The following is a 16,811-nucleotide window of genomic DNA, read 5'->3' as shown; positions in this document are numbered from 1 at the left end:
GCGCGCGCGGATGTCGAGCCGCGACGCGGCCGGAGGAGTGAAGGGACCATAGGCCCTGCGGCACACCGGGCCCGGCGCCACACTCTGTACGACACGACCGCCGAAGGAGGGACGCGATGGCGTACGAGGTTCGCATCACGCAGGTTCCACGGCAGGACCTCGCGGTCGTCCGCACTCAGACCACGTTCAGTGGGATCCCGACCGTGATGGGCGCGTCGTTCGAGAAGGTCGCGGCCTACCTCGGCCCGCTCGGCCTGCTCGGTCCGGGCCCGGCGGTCGGCCGATACACCGACATGGACATGACGACCGGAAGCGTCACGGTCCACGTCGGCTTCGTCGTGGCGCGGCCGGTCGACGGCGACGGCACCGTCGTGCCCGACGAGACGCCCGCCGGCGAGGTGGCGACGATCACGCACATGGGGTCGTACGAGAAGGTGTCGGAGGCCTACGACGCAGTCGCGGCGGCCGTTGCCATGCGGGGCCGCCAGCTCGACGAGACCACGATGTGGGAGGAGTACTGGAGCCCGCCGGGCACACCCGACGACGAGACGAAGACCGTGGTCTTCTGTCCGCTGAAGCCCGCCGGATGAAACCACCCGCACCCGAATGACGCGTGGCGGATGACGGGTGACGGATCCGAGCGGGGGCCGGCTCAGCGGTAGATCGCGACGAGCTTGTCGAGGGACTCCTCGAGGCCCTGCTTCGAGAGCGCGAGCTGCTCGGCGTCGGTGTAGCCGAGTTCGGTGACGGTCAGGCGCGTCGCGTCGTCGGCGATCGGCTCGAACGTGATGACATGGCGCACGTCGCGCGGGATGCCCGCGGCGCCGATCGCCGCGGGGTCGATCGTGGTGCCGTGCTCGTCGGCGATGTTGTGCACGAACTCGAGGCGGCGCGGTGCGTCGACGAGCGTGTACGCCCACGTGCTGTAGAGCGCCGGGAAGCCCCAGTCGGGCGCGCTCATGCACACGAGCGAAGCGCCGCCGACGCGCACGTCGAGATCGGCGACCGTGCACGTGAAGCCGTTCGGGCCCCACCAGCGAAGCACGTGGTCGGGTTCGGTCCAGGACTTCCAGGCCGACTCGATGGGAGCCGGGATGTCGCGGCTCACGACGAGATCGTGCGTCTGGGGACTGGTGGTGTCGGTCATGGTCGCTCCCTCGCTCGATGCCGTCGGAGCGGCATCCGTCTCGCTTCGATGATCGAAGCGTAAATCACTATGATGATCAAAGTCAATGACCTAGACTGGGCTCGTGAAGAGAGCTGACGGTCGTTCGACCTGCCCGACGAACTTCACCGTGGAGACCTTCGGTGACAGTTGGTCGCTGCTGATCATGCGCGACCTGCTCACGCTCGGCAAGCACACCTTCGGCGAGTTCCTGCGCTCCGAGGAGCGCATCGGCCCGAGCGTGCTCGCCGACCGCCTCGCCAGGCTCGAGCGCGGCGGCATCATCGTGCGCACCCCCAGCGAGACGGATGCCCGCAAGGTCACGTACTCGGCGACGGAACGCGGCATCGCCGCCATCCCGTTGCTGTACGAGGCGGCGCGGTGGGGCATGGGCGGCGTCCGGATGGATACGGACGACCCCTGGGAGGCGGTCATGGCGATGGACCGCGACGAGGTGCTCGCCGCGTGGCATCGGGCCGTGCGCGAGGGCGGGTCGCTCTTCGGCGGCGAGGAGAGCGCGTTCGCGCGCCTGCGCGCCAGGGAGCGTGTGGTCCGATAGCGGCGGCCGCATCGCGGCGGAGGTCGAGGCGTGCTACGTCGCCGCCTCCGAAGAAGGGCCCATCGGTGACGCCGGCCGACCCGGCGCCTCGTGCAGCAGTCGGAACTCGTGCCGGTGCAGCATCCGCAGCACGAATGCCCTCGCGCCGCCGTATGCACGGATCCCGGCTTCCGCCGGCAGGGGGTCCATGCGGTCGATCGCATAGTCGCGTCCGCGCCAGACCACCTCGCACTGCCCGGCGGCGACGATATTGCGGTACCAATTCACGTCGGTGCCGTAGGTGAGCTCGGCGACGAAGCCGTCGGGCACCCGCGCGAGGATGATCGGCGTCTCGAACGTCTTGCCGCTCTTGCGCCCGACGTGCCGCACGAGCGCGAAGGGCCCGCGGCCACTGCGCGCGAGCCGCAGCGCGAGGCGGTTGAGCGTGTTCTTGAGCGTCCACAGGTACGCGCGCTTCACGCGGCCGGTCATGGCTGAACGGTACGACCGGCCGGTGCGGATGTCGAGGAGCGACGCCGAACGGAGGGAGCGCACGTCGTTCGCGCTCTCGCCGGCGTGGACCCTGGCGCGCAGAGGCGGGAGTCGCAGCATGGGCGCGCCGGTGCCGAAGTGCCGAAGTGCCGAAGTGCCACGCTCAGCTCGGGCGCACTGTGTCGCCGACGGCGATGACCGCCGACGGCGTGGCGCCCGTCGCCGCCTCGGGCTCGGGCACGAGCAGGATGCCGAACCAGGTGTTGCCGTCCCAGCGGCGGTGCTTGGCGAGCGTGCGGATGGGCTCCTTGCCGCGCGCGAGCGTCACTGGGTCGATCGTCGTCATCACGCAGCGGTCGCAGATGCCGCTCACTCGGAACCGCACATCGCCGAGCGCCACGAACGGCCAGCCGTCCTCCGCGAACGGCTCGTCGGCGTCGCCGTCGATCACGACGTTCGGGCGGAAGCGCAGCATGTCGAGCGGGGGAGTCGCGTCGTCGGTCCAACGGTCGAGCTGCGCGAGTGAGGCCTCGCTCGTGAGCAGCAGCGGCGCGGCGTCGGCGAGTGACATCCGATCGCCGGGCTGGCCTCCATTTGCCGGGTTGACGGGGCGCGCGCGTGGGTCCGGTTGCCAGACGAGCCGCACCGGCCGGCCGACGCGTGCGCTGAGCCACTCGTCGGCCTCCCACCCGGCGGGCAGCGCAATGCCCTGACGCGTATGGCCGACCGGGATCGGCGTTGCCTCCGTCGGGGCATCCACCCGCAGCGGCTCSCCGCCGCCGTCTCGGGCGCCGAGCAGGAGCCCGCCGTCGGCGAGCACCTCGGCGGTCAGGGCGAGCAGCCCGTTGGCCTCGCGCGCCGTGACCGGCTCACCGTCTGGGCCGACGACTGCCCAGCGGCGATCGTCCGCGAGACCCCAGGGCAGCACCGACGCCGAGCCGACGTCGACGCCGGCGAACGACTTGACGGGATACACCCGGAGGCGGGTCACCTGCATGCGAGAACGGTACCCGACGTGGCTGCCGCGCCGATGAGACCCAACCGCGCCGATCAGACCCAGCCGCGCCGCACGGCCTCCGCCCCGAGTTGCAATGCGCACCGTGCAACGTCGGGTGGCCGAGCTCATGCGCAGAAGGGCTCGCCGCGCGGCGCACTCGGCGGGCGGCCCTGAGGGTCGGCTCCTGACCACAGTGACCGCGGCGTCGGCCCGATCCTCGGATCGGCCGGCGCCGCGGCGGCGCGGGTCGTCGACGACCCGAATGTGGGACGCTCGGGAGGTATCCGCGTACCGCAACTCATCGAGCGCGACCGGCACTACCTCGAATGAGTTTGCGACTGACGGCGGTCAGCTTCCGGAAAGGCCGTTTGCCCTCCATCATCTCGATCAGCTCATCGCGGGCCGCCTGATACTGGAGCGTCGACAGGTAGTCGTTGTGTCGAGCCACCTTCCAGAGGTAGTCGCGGGGCGAACGCTCGGTCGCTCCACGATCGATGGGGTTCCCGTTGACGCCGTTCTTCTCATTGCTCCAATACCCGGTGATTGGAAACCCGAGGAAGTCGGTCCGCCGCCAGAGGCTCCTCCACCGGGGCGCGACGAGATGGTCGACGTCCCCGAAGTCTCCGCCAAGGAGCTTGACCACGGTGAGCGGGTCCCCGGCGGGCTGCAGGGCCGACGTCGGGCGTAGGCGGTCTCCGATCACCTGTCGTTTCCACGGGTCCGCGGCGAGCAGTGCGGGTGCCGTCGTGCCACGAACTCCCAGTACACGGGGGCCGAACACCTCGGGGAAGTACCGGCTGAAGTACGCACGGAGTTGCGCGCCGTGCGTAAGCAGGGAAACCCTGTTGAGAGTGTCGTCGTTCGTGTCGTTGTGCAACCAGAACACCGCACCAACAGCGATGGTGGCGCCCATTGAGTGGGCAGAGAGGATCACCCTCGCATCCTCGCCCCCCTCTTTGATCCAACGTTTGACGCGTTTGCTCACCTCCGGGACGGCGCGCTCGGCGTAGCAGGGCGGAGTGAATGGATGCCCGACCCTCGGGAAGAAGCAGATGATGTCCCATACGAGCCCGAGCGGCCGTTCGGTGGAGGTCACCGCATTCGTTACGACCCAGGCGATGGCCGCGATCGCGAGCAGACCGAGTGCCCATCCAGAGATGCTCGAGAGCGTGCTCCAGACCGCGAGTGGCTCAACTCCCGCGGACGGCGCATCGCCGGGGACGAACACTTTTCCGTCGATCATTTCGCCGAAATAGGGGATCGCGAGCGGGACCAAGGCGATTGCAGTGAGTATTGCAAGCATCAGCATCATCGGCTCGCCCCGGTGGGCAAGGCTGGCGACGCGGCGGGCGTCGGCGACTGCGCGCAACCGCCCGCTCGGCTTCACTTCGTTGGCCGGGTAATCGTCGGTGAGCACGGTCGTCCCGCCAAGGTACTCGTCGTCGGCCTTTCGCTCCGGCGTCGTGCCCTCGGGAACGGTCAGCCCGGGGAGGCTGAATGCCGGATACCGTCGCAGAGCCGCGATCGTCGCGAGCACCGCTACGAGAATGAGTGCCACAAGCATGATCACGAGCATTCCGGCGAAGCGCTCGTAGAAGGCCGGCGGGTCGATCGATGCAGCAGCCGCTGGCTCGATGGTTCTCCGCCCGTTCGCCACTTCAGGAGCGTCGTTGTCTGCGGTGAGCCACGAGTGCGCGCCGAGCACCAGCAGGCTCGTGATGACGAGCGAGGAGAACAGGGCCAACAACAGAGCCACCGCCGCGCCGTTTCCATGCCAGCCGGACAGGCGCCTTGCCTCTCTGACCTCGGCATTCCGAAATGGCACGTACGCGACGATCAGGGCGCCGATGACGAGTGCAACCGCTGTCCAGGAGAGAGCGGGGCGCAGCCAAGGCGCCTCGCCCAAGACGTTCTTGGCGCCGAGTTCAGACCAGACGACGCTGAGGAACGCAAGCGGCAACAGGACCCACATCACCACGTGACGCCACCGGTATCCCCACGCGAGACTCGCAACCGCGATCACCGCTCCCAACGCGGCAATAACGGTAGGGGTCACGATGAGCCCTCTGAACTCCGCGTCGCCCGGGTACTGGCCTGCTCCCTCCACGTCGTCCCGTGCGACGAGAACCGCCCAACCCAACCAGAACGCATACGCGAGGGCCGAGAGCACCAGTAGGACCGTCGACCAGCCCCGCTTCGAACTGTTGGACCAGATCTTGTCGCTCAACCCGATCAGGGCGGTGATCGCGAAGGCACTGAGGAGCAGTGCTCCGCCGATCGCCGTCATAACCGCTGGGATCGGATGCTCCGCGAACGTCGTGCCGAACCGGAGGAGCAGGTCGATCGGACTCGAGTTCGGATTGGCGTCCAGCAGCGTGTCGGCAGCCAGGAGGAACACAATAAGCGCGATCGCGCCCGCGAAGTGCGTGCGCTCGGAGGTCTGAACGATCCGCGCACGGTGCCAGAAATCGGCCGTCGCGAGCAGGGGTGGTCGTGGCGGAGCCGCCGCACTTGCGCCCTTCGCGCCTTCACCTGCGGCCGGCTCTTGCTTCGGATCGTCGAACGACCGCTGCGGATTGAAGTTTCCGCGGGCGGTTCTGCCGATGAGGTAGATGAGTAGGATGATCGCGATCGGCACGACGCTGAGCACGGCCGCCCGAGAGGTGGGACTCAACCCAGTGAGGAAGTCGAGCCATCCTGGCAAGGCCGCACATGTTGTGAAGACTTTTTTCCCAGGTGGCTCTTCGCGGACACACTGGAGGCCTATCAGATATACGGACACGGTAAGGAATCCGACGACATAGAAGAGCGTCTGGAGCAGCGCGAACATTCGGACGGCGATCGCGCCGTTTCCGCCAGCCCACCAATTGGGAGCCTCGTCGGTGCCCTTGATGTCACGTCGTGCCCAGTAGGCGAGATTGCAGAGCCCGAACGGGAGCACGAAGAGCCAACCGACGTGCACGATCGCACGACCGATGAGGGCAATCGCCGACCCGCCGGACCGGGCCTGGTTTCCCCACGAGTAGGCCTCGGCGACGATCTCGACGTGCTCTGGTGACGTGTCGGGTGCCCCGGGCGTCGGCTTGATCTGCCAGAACGAACCCTCCTCGTCGCCGTCCTTGCGCTCCACCCGCTCCTGGGTGGTGCACAGCATATCGGCGGGTGGGGCGTTGGCGATGCCGTGGATCCGCAGTTCGAGCACTCGTAACCGGGCCATGGCATCCACTCCCCAAGCGGTGACGCCCCGATCCTAGTGCCCGAGGAATGCTCAAGAGCAGCCCCCGTTAGAGGGAGAGCATTCTCCGCATCGCACTCGAGAGGCCACGAATCTCGGAATGCGCCGTACTCCGGTTCTCACTGGAGGTGGCCTTCCGATGTGAGCATCGGCCGTGCACTCCGTTCGGCACCACCCCACTCGGCACCGCTCTTGCCAAAACGAGCCGCCGCGATTTTGGCACCGTCATCTTCTTGACTCGACCGACAACGTTGTCATAGCTTGAGCCAAGACGTTTTGCCAAAACGTCTTGGCACCCGCAAGATCCTGCACCAGACAACCTGAAACGGAGTGAAGTAATGAAGCTTCGCACACGCACCCGGTCCCCCCGCCGGGGCGCACGCGTGGGGATCGCTGCCGCGACCGCCCTCGCCACCGTCGCCGCCCTCGCGGCGTGCGGCGTCGGCGGCACCGGCGGGGCATCCGCCGACGCCGACACCCTCACGGTCGTCGTCGAGGGCGGCGGCAAGGCCGAACTGCAGCCCATCGCCGACCTCTACAAGGAGGAGACCGGCACCGCCGTCACCCTCGTCGAGCTGCCGTACGCCGGTCTCTACGACCGCATCTCCGCCGAGCTCGGAAGCGGCAGTCCCACGTTCGACGTCGCCGCGCTCGACGCGATCTGGCTGAGCGCCTTCGCCGACGGCGTCGCCCCGCTCGACGACCTCTACACCGACGAGGTGAAGGAGGACCTCTTCGGCGGGCTCGTCGCCGAGGCGCAGGTCAACGGCGCCTACGTCGGCATGCCGGTGTGGACCAACTCCGAGATCCTCTTCTACCGCACCGACCTCTTCGAGGACCCGGCCAACCAGGCCGACTTCGAGGCGAAGTACGGCTACCCGCTCGCCCCGCCCACCGACTGGGAACAGTACCGCGACGTGGCCGAGTTCTTCACGCGCGACACCGACGGCGACGGCCAGGTCGACCTCTATGGCACCGATGTCAAGGGCGCCGTCGAGACGGAGTGGCTGGCCACCGTGTCACAGGCGGGCGAGGAGCACATGGTGCTCGACGCCGAGTCGGGCGAGGTGACGATCGCCGACGAGGACCACAAGGCGGCGCTCGACTTCTACACGAGCCTCCTGCCGTTCGCGCCGACCGGCGCCGCGCAGCTCGACTGGGCGGGCGCGCAGAACCTCTTCTACCAGGGCAACCTCGCCATGATGCGGTTCTGGGGCCACGCCTACCGCGGTACCCCCGACGACTCGGTCGTGAAGGACTCGATCGGCGTCGCCCCGATGATCGCAGGGCCCGGCGGCGTCGCGGGCGTGCCCGGAGCGTGGTACCTCTCGGTGCCGCGGGCCGGTGCCAAGCAGGAGCAGGCGAAGGACTTCGTGCAGTTCGCCTACGAGCACAACGACCTGTCGGCCGACACGTCGCTCGGACTCGTCGCTCGCAAGTCGGCCTTCGAGGCGAAGAGCGCCGAGGCCGGCTACGAGAACTACCCGGCACTGCTCGACACCCTGAACGCACCCCAGACGCTCCCCCGCCCGGCCACGCCGGAGTGGCAGGAGATCGTCGACTCGGTGCTCACGCCGATGCTGCAGAAAGCCGTCGAGCCGGGCGCGGACAACGCCGCCCTGCTCGAGGACGCCAAGTCGCAGATCGAAGCCATCCTCGAGTAGGCAGCCAGCCCTCAGTACACCCACAGGCAAGGACGCACCCGTGGCAAGCATCACTCAGCAGTCCCCGCTCGGGGCGGTCGAGAAGACCGCCCCGGCCGGGCCGGCCCGACCCGCCGAAGGGCCGCCCGCGGCCCCCGGTCGTGGTCGTGGCCGCAACCGTACGCGCCGGCACCTCAGCGACAAGGGCTTCGCGCTCGCGCTCATGGCACCGGCCGGCCTCTTCCTCGCGGCCTTCGTGCTGTGGCCGCTCATCCGCTTCATCGCCGACAGCTTCTACGAGATCTCGCCGATCGCGGGCGGCCCGCGCACCTTCGTGGGCTTCGCGAACTACGCGACTGCCTTCGCGTCGGAGGCGTTCCAGAACGCGTCGGTGCGCACGGTCGTCTACACGCTCATCGTCGTGACGCTGGAGTTCACGCTCGGGCTCGCGGTCGCCCTGCTCTTCACCGCCCTGGGCCGTCGATCGAGCGTGTTCCGCACGATCTTCATGTACCCGCTCATGATCGCGCCGATCGTTGCGGGCCTGCTCTGGCGATTCCTCCTCATCGACAACTTCGGCATCGTCAACGAATTGCTCTACCGCTGGGGCATCCTCTCGAGCCCCGACCAGATCCACTGGCTCAGTGACCCCGACATCGCGCTCTTCTCGGTCGCGCTCCCGGATGTCTGGCTCACCACGTCGTTCATCACGCTCGTGCTCTTCGCGGGCCTGCAGAACATCCCGGGCGACGTGATCGAGGCGGCGCGCATCGACGGCGCGAGCTACCCGCGGCTGCTCTTCAGCGTGATCATCCCGCTGCTGCGACCGGTCATCGCGGTCGCCCTCATCGTGCGCGGCATCGACGCCGCACGCGCCTTCGACATCATCCTCATCCAGACGGATGGCGGACCGCAGGGGAGCACCACCACCTTGAGCCTCTTGATCTACCGCACCATGACCCGCTTCGGCGAGCCCGGCCTCGCGAGCGCGATGGGCACCGTCTACCTCATCGCGATGCTCGCCGTGGCGATCACGGCCATCGCGCTCATCTGGCGACCGGGGAGCCAGGCGCGATGAACGGACTCGAGACCCGCGGCAAGACCCGCATCGTGCTCTGGGCGCTGCTCGCGGCCGCACTCATCCTCTACGGATTCCCCTTCGTCTACCTGCTGCTCACGTCGTTCAAGCCGCCGCTCGAAGCGATCTCGGTGCCGCCGACGGTGCTGCCGACGCAGTGGACGCTGGAGAACTACGTCTCGGCGCTCAGTCGCGAGGGCGTGCCCGCGGCGCTCGTGAACAGCGTCATCACCGCCATCATCAGCACCGCGCTCTCACTCATGCTCGCGGTGCCCGCCGCCTACGCCATCACGCGGTTCCGCACCCCGAGCGGCCGGGTCTTCATCGTCGCCGCGCTCGTCACGCGCATGGTGCCGACCATCGCGGTGGGCGTGCCGCTCGTGGAGATCATGCGGAACCTCGGGCTCACCGACACGTCGTTCGGCCTCGCGATCGCACACACGACCATCTCGCTGCCGTTGTCGATCTGGCTCATGGCGAGCTTCTTCGAGGCCGTACCCGACGAGCTCGACGAGGCCGCGAAGGTCGACGGATGCTCCAGGCTGCAGGCCCTGTGGCGCGTCGTGATCCCCGTGGTCACCGGCGGCGTGGCCGTCACCGCGATCTTCGCGTTCCTCGCTTCGTGGAACGAGTTCCTCTTCGCGCTTCTGCTCACAAGCATCCGTGCGCAGACCACGCCGATCGTCATCGCGAACTTCCAGAGTCAGTTCGGCCTGGACTGGGGCGGGATGACGGCGCTCGCCGCGGTCTACTCGATCCCCGTGATCCTGCTCACCCTCCTCCTCCAGCGACACATCGTAGCCGGGCTCACGCTCGGCGCGGTCAAGGGCTGACCCGCGGCATCCGCCGACCTCGGGGCATCCGCACCACCACCAGTAGAAACGGAACACGCAATGGAATTCTGGCAACCGAACAGCCCGCTCGGCGGCCTCGCGCATGTCAAGAACGGACGCTCGCGCCGCGAGTCGAGCTGGGACCAGACCGGCGGCAACCGCGACTTCAAGGTCGTGCCCGCCGGCGAGACGTTCGTCATCGCCGACATCGAGGGCTCGGGTCGCATCGAGCACATCTGGCTCACCACTCGCTGCTACTCGGAGAAGTACCTCCGCAAGCTCGTGATCGAGATGTTCTGGGACGGCGAGGAGAACCCGAGCGTGCGTGCCCCGCTCGGCGACTTCTTCGGCGTCGGCCACGCGGTGGCGAAGCACTACATCTCACTGCCGCTGAACGCCGTGTTCGGCCCGCGCCGTGGCCCGAAGGGTCCGTTCGCGGCGGCCATGAACTGCTACTTCCCGATGCCGTTCGGCTCGCGGGCGAAGATCCAGATCCGCAACGAGAGCGACCAGCCGATCCAGAACCTCTTCTACTACGTCGACTACGAGCTCACCGAGGAGCCGATCCCCGACGACGTCGGCCGGTTCCACGCGTACTACCGGCAGGAGAAGCCGACGACGGCCGTGCGGCACGAGACCGACGAGGAGAACCCGGCGCCGTGGGACCTGCCCGGCGCCAACCTCACGGGCGACGAGAACTACGTGGTCCTCGACGCGGAGGGCACCGGGCACTACGTCGGCTGCGTGCTCAGCATCGACAACTTCGACGCCTCGAACCAGGTCTTCACGTGGCCCGGCGAAGGTGACGACATGTTCTTCATCGACGGAGAGGTGTGGCCGCCGTCGCTGCACGGCACCGGCACCGAGGACTACTTCGGCGCGGCGTGGGGATTCCCCAGCGGCGAGTACGCCGGCCCCTACCACGGCATCACGCTGGGGGCGAGCCCGCAGGAGCACTTCGGCCTGTGGAGCATGTTCCGCTGGCACATCGAGGACCCGGTGCGCTTCCAGACGTCGCTCCGCGTCTCGATCGAGCACGGCCACGCGAACGACCAGGGGAATGACTACTCGAGCGTCGCCTACTGGTATCAGACCGGCGCACACAAGCCGCACCCCGAGCTGCCGCCCGTCGAGGAGCGCCTGCCGCGCCGCTGGCCCGAGCACGGCCTCTGGGACGAGTGAGCGGCATCCGGAGCGCACGAACCCTCTGCGAGGTGGTACGAAGGTGAGACAGTGACGTGAAACCTGGGAGACGGATGCCACGCGAGCATGTCGGGATACGCGACGTCGCCGCTGCCGCCGGCGTCTCCGTGACGACCGTCTCGCACGTGCTGAACGACACGCCGCACACCCGGACGAGCGAACTCACGAAGGCGCGGGTGCGCGCCGCCGCCGAGGCGCTCGGCTACCAGCCGAACCGCCTCGCGCGCGGATTGCGCACCCGCGCCTCGGGCATGATCGGCCTGCTCACCGAGGAGATCGCGACGACCCCGCACGCCGGTCGCATCATCCTCGGTGCCCAGGAGGAGGCGAGCCGGCACAACCTCACGCTCGCCATCATCAACTCGCGGTTGAACCAGGATGCCGACATCGAGTCCGCCCAGGTTCAGGCCTTCATCGACCGGCAGGCCGACGGAATCATCTACGCCACCGTCTACCACGACGAGGTCGTGCCGCCCGACGAACTGCTCTCGGTTCCGGCCGTGCTCGTCGGCGCGCGCGACCGGCTCGGCGAGATCCCATCGGTGATGCCCGATGAACGAGCCGGCGCGACATCCGTCGTCGACCTGCTCGTGCGCACCGGGCACCGCCGGATCGCGTTCGCGGCGAGCTCGGTCGACGTGCCGGCCACCCGCGGCCGTCTGCAGGGCTACCGCGACGGCATGGCCGCGGCCGGCCTCGACCCCGACGCCTTCGTCGTCGAGGCGGTGTCCGAGGCGATCGGCGGGTACGAGGCCACGATGGGACTGCTCGACCACGGCGCCGACCCGGCGACACGGCCGACGGCGGTGTTCTGCTACAACGACCGCATGGCGATGGGTGCCTACCGCGCGGCCGCCGAGCTGGGGTTGTCGATCCCGCAGGATGTCTCCGTCGTCGGCTTCGACGATCAGGACCCGATCGCCGCGAGCCTGTACCCGGCGCTCACGACCGTGGCGCTGCCGCACTACGAACTGGGGGCGTGGGCGGTCGAGACGCTCACGTCGCTCATGGAAGGTCGCGACGAGCTCCGGCTGCTCGGCGCCCACCCCACGCTGCTCGCCTGCCCGATCGTGGAGCGCGCGTCGGTCGCGCCGCCCGCGCGCGCCTGAGCCCGCGCCGCCCGCCCTCGACTGAGCGGCCGACGGGCGTGGGTCGGATCGTCAACCCTTGACGGCGCCCACCGTCATGCCTGCGATGACGTGGCGCTGGAAGATCGCGTAGATGACCAGCTGAGGCAGCAGCACGAGGGTCGCGGCGGCCATCATCCCGCCGTAGTCGACGGTGTACTGCCCCTGGAAACGGGAGACGGCCAGCGAGACGGTGACCATGTCGGGATCGTTGATGAGGATCGAGGCGAAGGGGAACTCGTTGAAGACGTACACGATGTTGAAGATGACGATGGTCGCGATCACCGGCCGCATGAGCGGCAGCACGACCGAGGTGCACAGCCGCCACAGGCCGGCTCCGTCGATGATCGCCGCCTCCTCGATCTCGCCCGGGAACTCGCGCAGGAAGCCGGTGAGCAGCAGGGTGTTGAACGGGATCGAAACGGCCACGTACGGCAGGATCAGCGCCGCGTAGGTGCCGAAGATCCCGAGCGCGAGGTCGAGCCGGTAGACCGGGAAGAGCAGGATGTACACGGGTACGGCCAGCCCCGCGAGGAGGTAGAACCGCAGCGACGACTGCGTGCCACGCCTGCGGAAGATCATGCGCGTCAGCGCGAACGCCGCCATGAACGAGATCGCGGTGCCGACGGTCACCGACACGAGCGCGATGAGGATCGTGTTGCCGTACATCTGCAGGAGGGGGAGCGCGGTCCCGGCCCGAACGTAGTTGTCGATCGTGAGCTGGTCGAACGAGAAGGGATTCGACAGGATGTTGCCGCTCGGCTGGAACGACAGCAGGACGATCCAGAGGATCGGCAGCACGATGAGGAACGTCACGAGGTAGGCGGCCGCACCTGCGAAGAGGGCGACGGAACGGCCGCGTCGACGACGCGGCGGTTGCGCGGGCGGCTCGGCCAAGGCGAACTCGGACGCCGGCTCGATCGCCGCGTCGATCAGGTGTGCGCTCATGCCGGCTGCTTCCTTCCACGTGCGAGGGCGAGGTATCCGACGGAGACGACCGCGCCCAGGATGGTGATGATGACCGCGAGCGCCATGCCATAGCCGTACTGCTGGTTCGTGAAGGTGACGAAGTACATGTAGCTCACGAGGGTCTCCGAGCGGTGCACCGGTCCTCCGCCGGTGAGCATGTAGACGAGTTCGAAGATCTTGAACACGTTGGTGATCATGAGGATGGTCACGATGGCGAACGTCTCCCGCATCATGGGCACGGTGATGTGCCGCAGCTGCTGCCATCCGGTCGCCCCGTCGAGGGCGCTCGCCTCCATCACGTCTGCGGGCAGCAGTTGCAGTCCTGCGTAGAAGATCGTCATGGCGAAGCCGATGCTGCTCCAGATGAAGACCAGCGCCACCGAGTAGGGCGTCAGGGTGTCGCCGCCGATCCACTGCACGGGGGCGAAGCCGAAGAACCCCAGCACCCGGTTGAGCAGGCCGATCTTCGGGTCGAGGATGAAGACCCAGATCAGGCCGACGAGGATCGGCGCGATGATCGCCGGCCCGAACACGAGCGCACGCATCGCACCCCCGCCCGTGACCCGGCGCCGCAGGAGCAGCGCGAGGGCGAACGACGCGGGGATGAGGACCACGAGGCTCACCACCAGGATGACGATCGTGTTCTGCAACGACTGCCAGAAGAACGGGTCCGCCGCGAGCGCGACGTAGTTGTCGAGGCCGATCCACTCGGGAGCGCCGAACCCCTGGAACTTCGTGAAGCTGAAGCCCAGCGAGTACAGCACCGGGTAGATGACGAAGGCGGTGAAGACGATCAGCGCCGGCGCCACCATGAGGAGGATCTTCCAGCGGGAACTCACCCAGATCATGGATGCAACTCTCGTTCGGGGGAACCGCTGCGGTTCCCGGTCGAGTGGGACGCGGCCGGCCGCGCGATCGCCCGGCCGGCCCCGCCTCGCTCACTGCTCGGCGTCGAGCGCCTTCTGCACCAGCTCGAGCGCCTGCTCGGGCGTGAGCTGATTCTGGATCACCCCGTAGATGCTGTCGTACATCGCGTTCGCGACGGGAGTGGGAACCAGCAGGTCGGGCTGCGACTGCGGGCTGGTCACGCCCTCGGCCGTCGACGCGTCGAGCGCGGCCTTGAGGGCGCTCTGCGCCTGGGCGTCGACGACGGGCTCGTACGTCGTGACCGGCGGCTGGCCGTTGTCGACGATGATCTGCTGGGCTTCGTCGCTGTAGTAGAAGCTCAGGAACTTCTTCACCGCCTCGAGCTTCTGCTCGTCGGCGGCCACCGTGGCGCTCACGGCGAAGGGGGCGGATGCCACGTTCATGACGATGTGCTGCTCGCCGACGCCGTCGTCGAACTGCGGGCCGATCCAGAACCCGGTGTCGGCCGCGATCTGGGAGTCCTGGATCGCGCTGGATGCCCAGACGCCCGCGTCGAGCATCGCCGCATTGCCGCTCGTGAACTGGTCGACGGCCTGCTGGTAGGTCTGCGTCGACACGTTCGACGAGAACGCGCCCGCGTCGCGGAGCTCGGCGATGTGCTCGTACAGCCGGAGGAAGTCGTCGTTGACGTACTGCTCGGAGCCGTCGAGGATCCCGTCGACCTTCTCCTCGTAGCCGAAGCGGTCGAGGTCGACCAGGAAGCTCCACACGCTGAACGACGACTGGTTCGCGCCGTTCGAGATCGTGGTGATGCCCTTGGCGCTGAGCGTCTCGGCCACGTTGACCAGGTCGTCGAAGGTGACCGGGACGTCGAGCCCGTTGTCGGCGAGGATCTTCTCGTTGACCCAGAGGCCGGTGAGGAGCCCTTGGTAGGGGACGCCGTAGATCACGTCGCCGGCCGAGAAGTTCGCGACCGTGCTCTCGGGGAACGAGTCGGTGAGCTCCAGCTCGTCGAGCACCGGGGCGAGGTCGAGGAGCTTGCCGGCCTGCTGCATCTCCTCGGCGGTGGACTTGTACACCCAGAAGACGTCGGGCAGCGTGTCGCTCTGCGCGGCGATCGACAGCTTCTGGAGATGCTCAGATACGGCCTCGCCGCTGACGGTGACGCTGATGTCGGGGTTGGCCTCCTCGAACGCCTCGACGATGGCCCAGGTGGCCGGATCGGCGGACTCGACGTCGGGGTTCTGCATGGACAGCGTGATCTCGGTGGTGCCGTCGTCGGCGTTGCCGGCGGATCCGCAGCCGGCGAGGGCTGCGATGGTCGCGGTCGCGGCGAGGACGCCGAGGGCGAGCCTGCCGAGCGGGCGGCGATGAGGGGACGGGAACACGTTCATCTCCTTTGATGCGGGGGAATGCGGCGGATGCCGGGTGCTTGGTGGTTGGCCGGCGGCTCCGTGGGTGCGGGCCGGCCGGCCGATTTCGAGTGAAACATCGAAACGTTTGCGGGAAACGTTTGTCTGACGGTAGATCCACTCGCGGCGGCTGTCAAGTGGATCGAGCCTTCACGTCAACGAGGCCGGGACGGGCTCCGCGTCGCGCCGGTAGTGCTCGGTCGAGTCGCGGAGCTCGATCGTCTGGCGGAGTCGCACGGTGCGCGGGCTCGAGTCGGGCGACTCGATGCGCTCGATGAGGAGCCGGACGGCCGCCGTGCCCATGTCGAACGCAGGCTGACGCACGGTCGTGATCCGCGGCTCGAACACGTCTGGGTGGTTGTAGCCGTCGAAGGTCGCGAAGGCCACGTCGCGGGGAGTCGAGCGGCCGGCGTCGGCGATGGCCTGGAGCGACGCCGTGGCGAGCGGCGTGCTGCCGCCGATGACGACCGTGAGGTCGCGATCGGCAAGAGCGGATGCCGCCTCGGTCCGCAGCGCGCCGAAGTCCGTGCCCGTGAGGATCACCTGGTCCTCCTCGCGGAGGCCTGCGTCGCGTATGCCGTCGAGGATCCCGTCGAGGCGCTCGCGCAGGGTCGGAACCCGGGTATCGCCCGCCACGATGAGGGACCTGCGGTGTCCGGCGGCGGTGAGATGCGCCACGAGACGGCGCGCCGTGTCGCGGTTGTCGGCGCCGACCTGGTCGAACGGCAGGTCGGCGTAGAGGCGGTCGAGCAGGATCACGGGTGCCTTCTCTCCGGCCAGGGAATCCACGAGTCCGGCGGTGGAGGCGGCCGAACGCGCCAGGATGAGCCCGTCGACGCGACGGTCGAGGAGGGTGCGGACCGCGCGCTGCTCGCGGTCCGCGTCCTCGGCGGAGTTCGCGAGGAGCAGCGTGAGCCCCTGCTCGGCGGCGGCGTGCTCGACGCCGTGCGCCATCTCGGCGAAGGCGGGCTCTCCCGCGTCGGAGACGACCAGGCCGATGCTGTCGGTGCGAGATCGCCGCATCGCCCTCGCGAGCGCGTCCTGCCGGTATCCCGTCTTCTCGATGGCGTCCGTCACGCGTCGCCGGGTGTCGGGCTCGACGTTCCGTGTGCCGTTCAGCACGTGCGACACCGTCGAGATCGACACGTTCGCGATCTTCGCGACATCCACCATGGTCGCCATCGACATTCTCCGATCTCGCCCGATCGGTTGGATCGAGCTTGCGCAAATCTACCCTACGGCCGCTCCTACC

The 16,811-nt window shown here is 68.3% G+C and carries 15 protein-coding genes; 7 read left to right on the top strand and 8 right to left on the bottom strand.

The annotated features are described in order from the left end of the window. The first annotated feature begins 116 nt into the window (after positions 1-116). Positions 117-590: a GyrI-like domain-containing protein gene (locus tag ASG80_RS19275; protein WP_056733747.1), complete on the top strand. Its 474-nt coding sequence runs from the start codon at positions 117-119 to the stop codon at positions 588-590. 62 nt (positions 591-652) lie between these two features. Here ASG80_RS19275 and ASG80_RS19270 read toward each other — a convergent pair whose 3' ends face one another. After that, on the bottom strand, positions 653-1,147 hold the full coding sequence (locus tag ASG80_RS19270; RefSeq protein WP_056733745.1) for an SRPBCC domain-containing protein: 495 nt from the start codon (positions 1,145-1,147) through the stop codon (positions 653-655). A 103-nt stretch (positions 1,148-1,250) separates the two neighbouring features. Between ASG80_RS19270 and ASG80_RS19265 the strand changes: the two genes are divergently transcribed. Beyond that, positions 1,251-1,724, top strand: coding sequence for a helix-turn-helix domain-containing protein (locus ASG80_RS19265; RefSeq protein WP_082590704.1), 474 nt, complete (start codon positions 1,251-1,253; stop codon positions 1,722-1,724). 33 nt (positions 1,725-1,757) lie between these two features. Here ASG80_RS19265 and ASG80_RS19260 read toward each other — a convergent pair whose 3' ends face one another. The 3 genes from ASG80_RS19260 to ASG80_RS19250 all read right to left on the bottom strand — a co-directional run bounded on the left by ASG80_RS19260 (position 1,758) and on the right by ASG80_RS19250 (position 6,418). Next, the gene (locus tag ASG80_RS19260) at positions 1,758-2,195 is read right to left on the bottom strand and encodes a nitroreductase/quinone reductase family protein (RefSeq protein ID WP_056733899.1); all 438 of its coding nucleotides are present in this window, start codon (positions 2,193-2,195) and stop codon (positions 1,758-1,760) included. A 163-nt stretch (positions 2,196-2,358) separates the two neighbouring features. Next, the gene (locus ASG80_RS19255) at positions 2,359-3,192 is read right to left on the bottom strand and encodes an MOSC domain-containing protein (RefSeq protein WP_082590703.1); all 834 of its coding nucleotides are present in this window, start codon (positions 3,190-3,192) and stop codon (positions 2,359-2,361) included. A gap of 298 nt (positions 3,193-3,490) precedes the next feature. Then, a complete protein-coding gene (locus ASG80_RS19250) occupies positions 3,491-6,418 on the bottom strand; it encodes a hypothetical protein (RefSeq protein WP_156401962.1) in 2,928 nt (975 codons plus the stop codon). A 347-nt stretch (positions 6,419-6,765) separates the two neighbouring features. On the opposite strand from ASG80_RS19250, the gene ASG80_RS19245 reads away from it, so the two are divergent. The 5 genes from ASG80_RS19245 to ASG80_RS19225 all read left to right on the top strand — a co-directional run bounded on the left by ASG80_RS19245 (position 6,766) and on the right by ASG80_RS19225 (position 12,293). Continuing rightward, positions 6,766-8,091, top strand: a complete 1,326-nt coding sequence (locus ASG80_RS19245) for an ABC transporter substrate-binding protein (protein WP_056733741.1) — start codon at positions 6,766-6,768, stop codon at positions 8,089-8,091. 202 nt (positions 8,092-8,293) lie between these two features. Further along, the gene (locus ASG80_RS19240) at positions 8,294-9,148 is read left to right on the top strand and encodes a carbohydrate ABC transporter permease (RefSeq protein ID WP_056733897.1); all 855 of its coding nucleotides are present in this window, start codon (positions 8,294-8,296) and stop codon (positions 9,146-9,148) included. Beyond that, entirely contained in the window at positions 9,145-9,981 is an 837-nt protein-coding gene (locus ASG80_RS19235; RefSeq protein WP_056733739.1) for a carbohydrate ABC transporter permease, read from the top strand. The genes ASG80_RS19240 and ASG80_RS19235 overlap by 4 nt, the downstream gene beginning before the upstream one ends. 60 nt (positions 9,982-10,041) lie before the next feature. Continuing rightward, the gene (locus ASG80_RS19230) at positions 10,042-11,163 is read left to right on the top strand and encodes a glycoside hydrolase family 172 protein (protein ID WP_056733737.1); all 1,122 of its coding nucleotides are present in this window, start codon (positions 10,042-10,044) and stop codon (positions 11,161-11,163) included. Positions 11,164-11,237: 74 nt separating this feature from the next. Continuing rightward, positions 11,238-12,293: a LacI family DNA-binding transcriptional regulator gene (locus ASG80_RS19225; RefSeq protein WP_056733734.1), complete on the top strand. Its 1,056-nt coding sequence runs from the start codon at positions 11,238-11,240 to the stop codon at positions 12,291-12,293. Positions 12,294-12,344: 51 nt separating this feature from the next. Here ASG80_RS19225 and ASG80_RS19220 read toward each other — a convergent pair whose 3' ends face one another. The 4 genes from ASG80_RS19220 to ASG80_RS19205 all read right to left on the bottom strand — a co-directional run bounded on the left by ASG80_RS19220 (position 12,345) and on the right by ASG80_RS19205 (position 16,741). Beyond that, positions 12,345-13,259, bottom strand: a complete 915-nt coding sequence (locus tag ASG80_RS19220) for a carbohydrate ABC transporter permease (RefSeq protein ID WP_056733731.1) — start codon at positions 13,257-13,259, stop codon at positions 12,345-12,347. Continuing rightward, entirely contained in the window at positions 13,256-14,128 is an 873-nt protein-coding gene (locus ASG80_RS19215; protein WP_056733729.1) for a carbohydrate ABC transporter permease, read from the bottom strand. The genes ASG80_RS19220 and ASG80_RS19215 overlap by 4 nt, the downstream gene beginning before the upstream one ends. A 90-nt stretch (positions 14,129-14,218) precedes the next feature. After that, entirely contained in the window at positions 14,219-15,535 is a 1,317-nt protein-coding gene (locus ASG80_RS19210) for an ABC transporter substrate-binding protein (protein ID WP_200952629.1), read from the bottom strand. A 174-nt stretch (positions 15,536-15,709) separates the two neighbouring features. Beyond that, positions 15,710-16,741 (bottom strand): LacI family DNA-binding transcriptional regulator, encoded by a 1,032-nt coding sequence (locus ASG80_RS19205; protein WP_056733896.1) that lies wholly within the window; start codon positions 16,739-16,741, stop codon positions 15,710-15,712. Between the last annotated feature and the right edge of the window lie 70 nt (positions 16,742-16,811).

Source organism: Agromyces sp. Soil535 (assembly GCF_001428255.1).
GTDB lineage: Bacteria > Actinomycetota > Actinomycetes > Actinomycetales > Microbacteriaceae > Agromyces.
The sequence above is the reverse complement of the archived record's forward strand: the minus strand, read 5'-3'. Positions and strand labels throughout refer to the sequence as shown.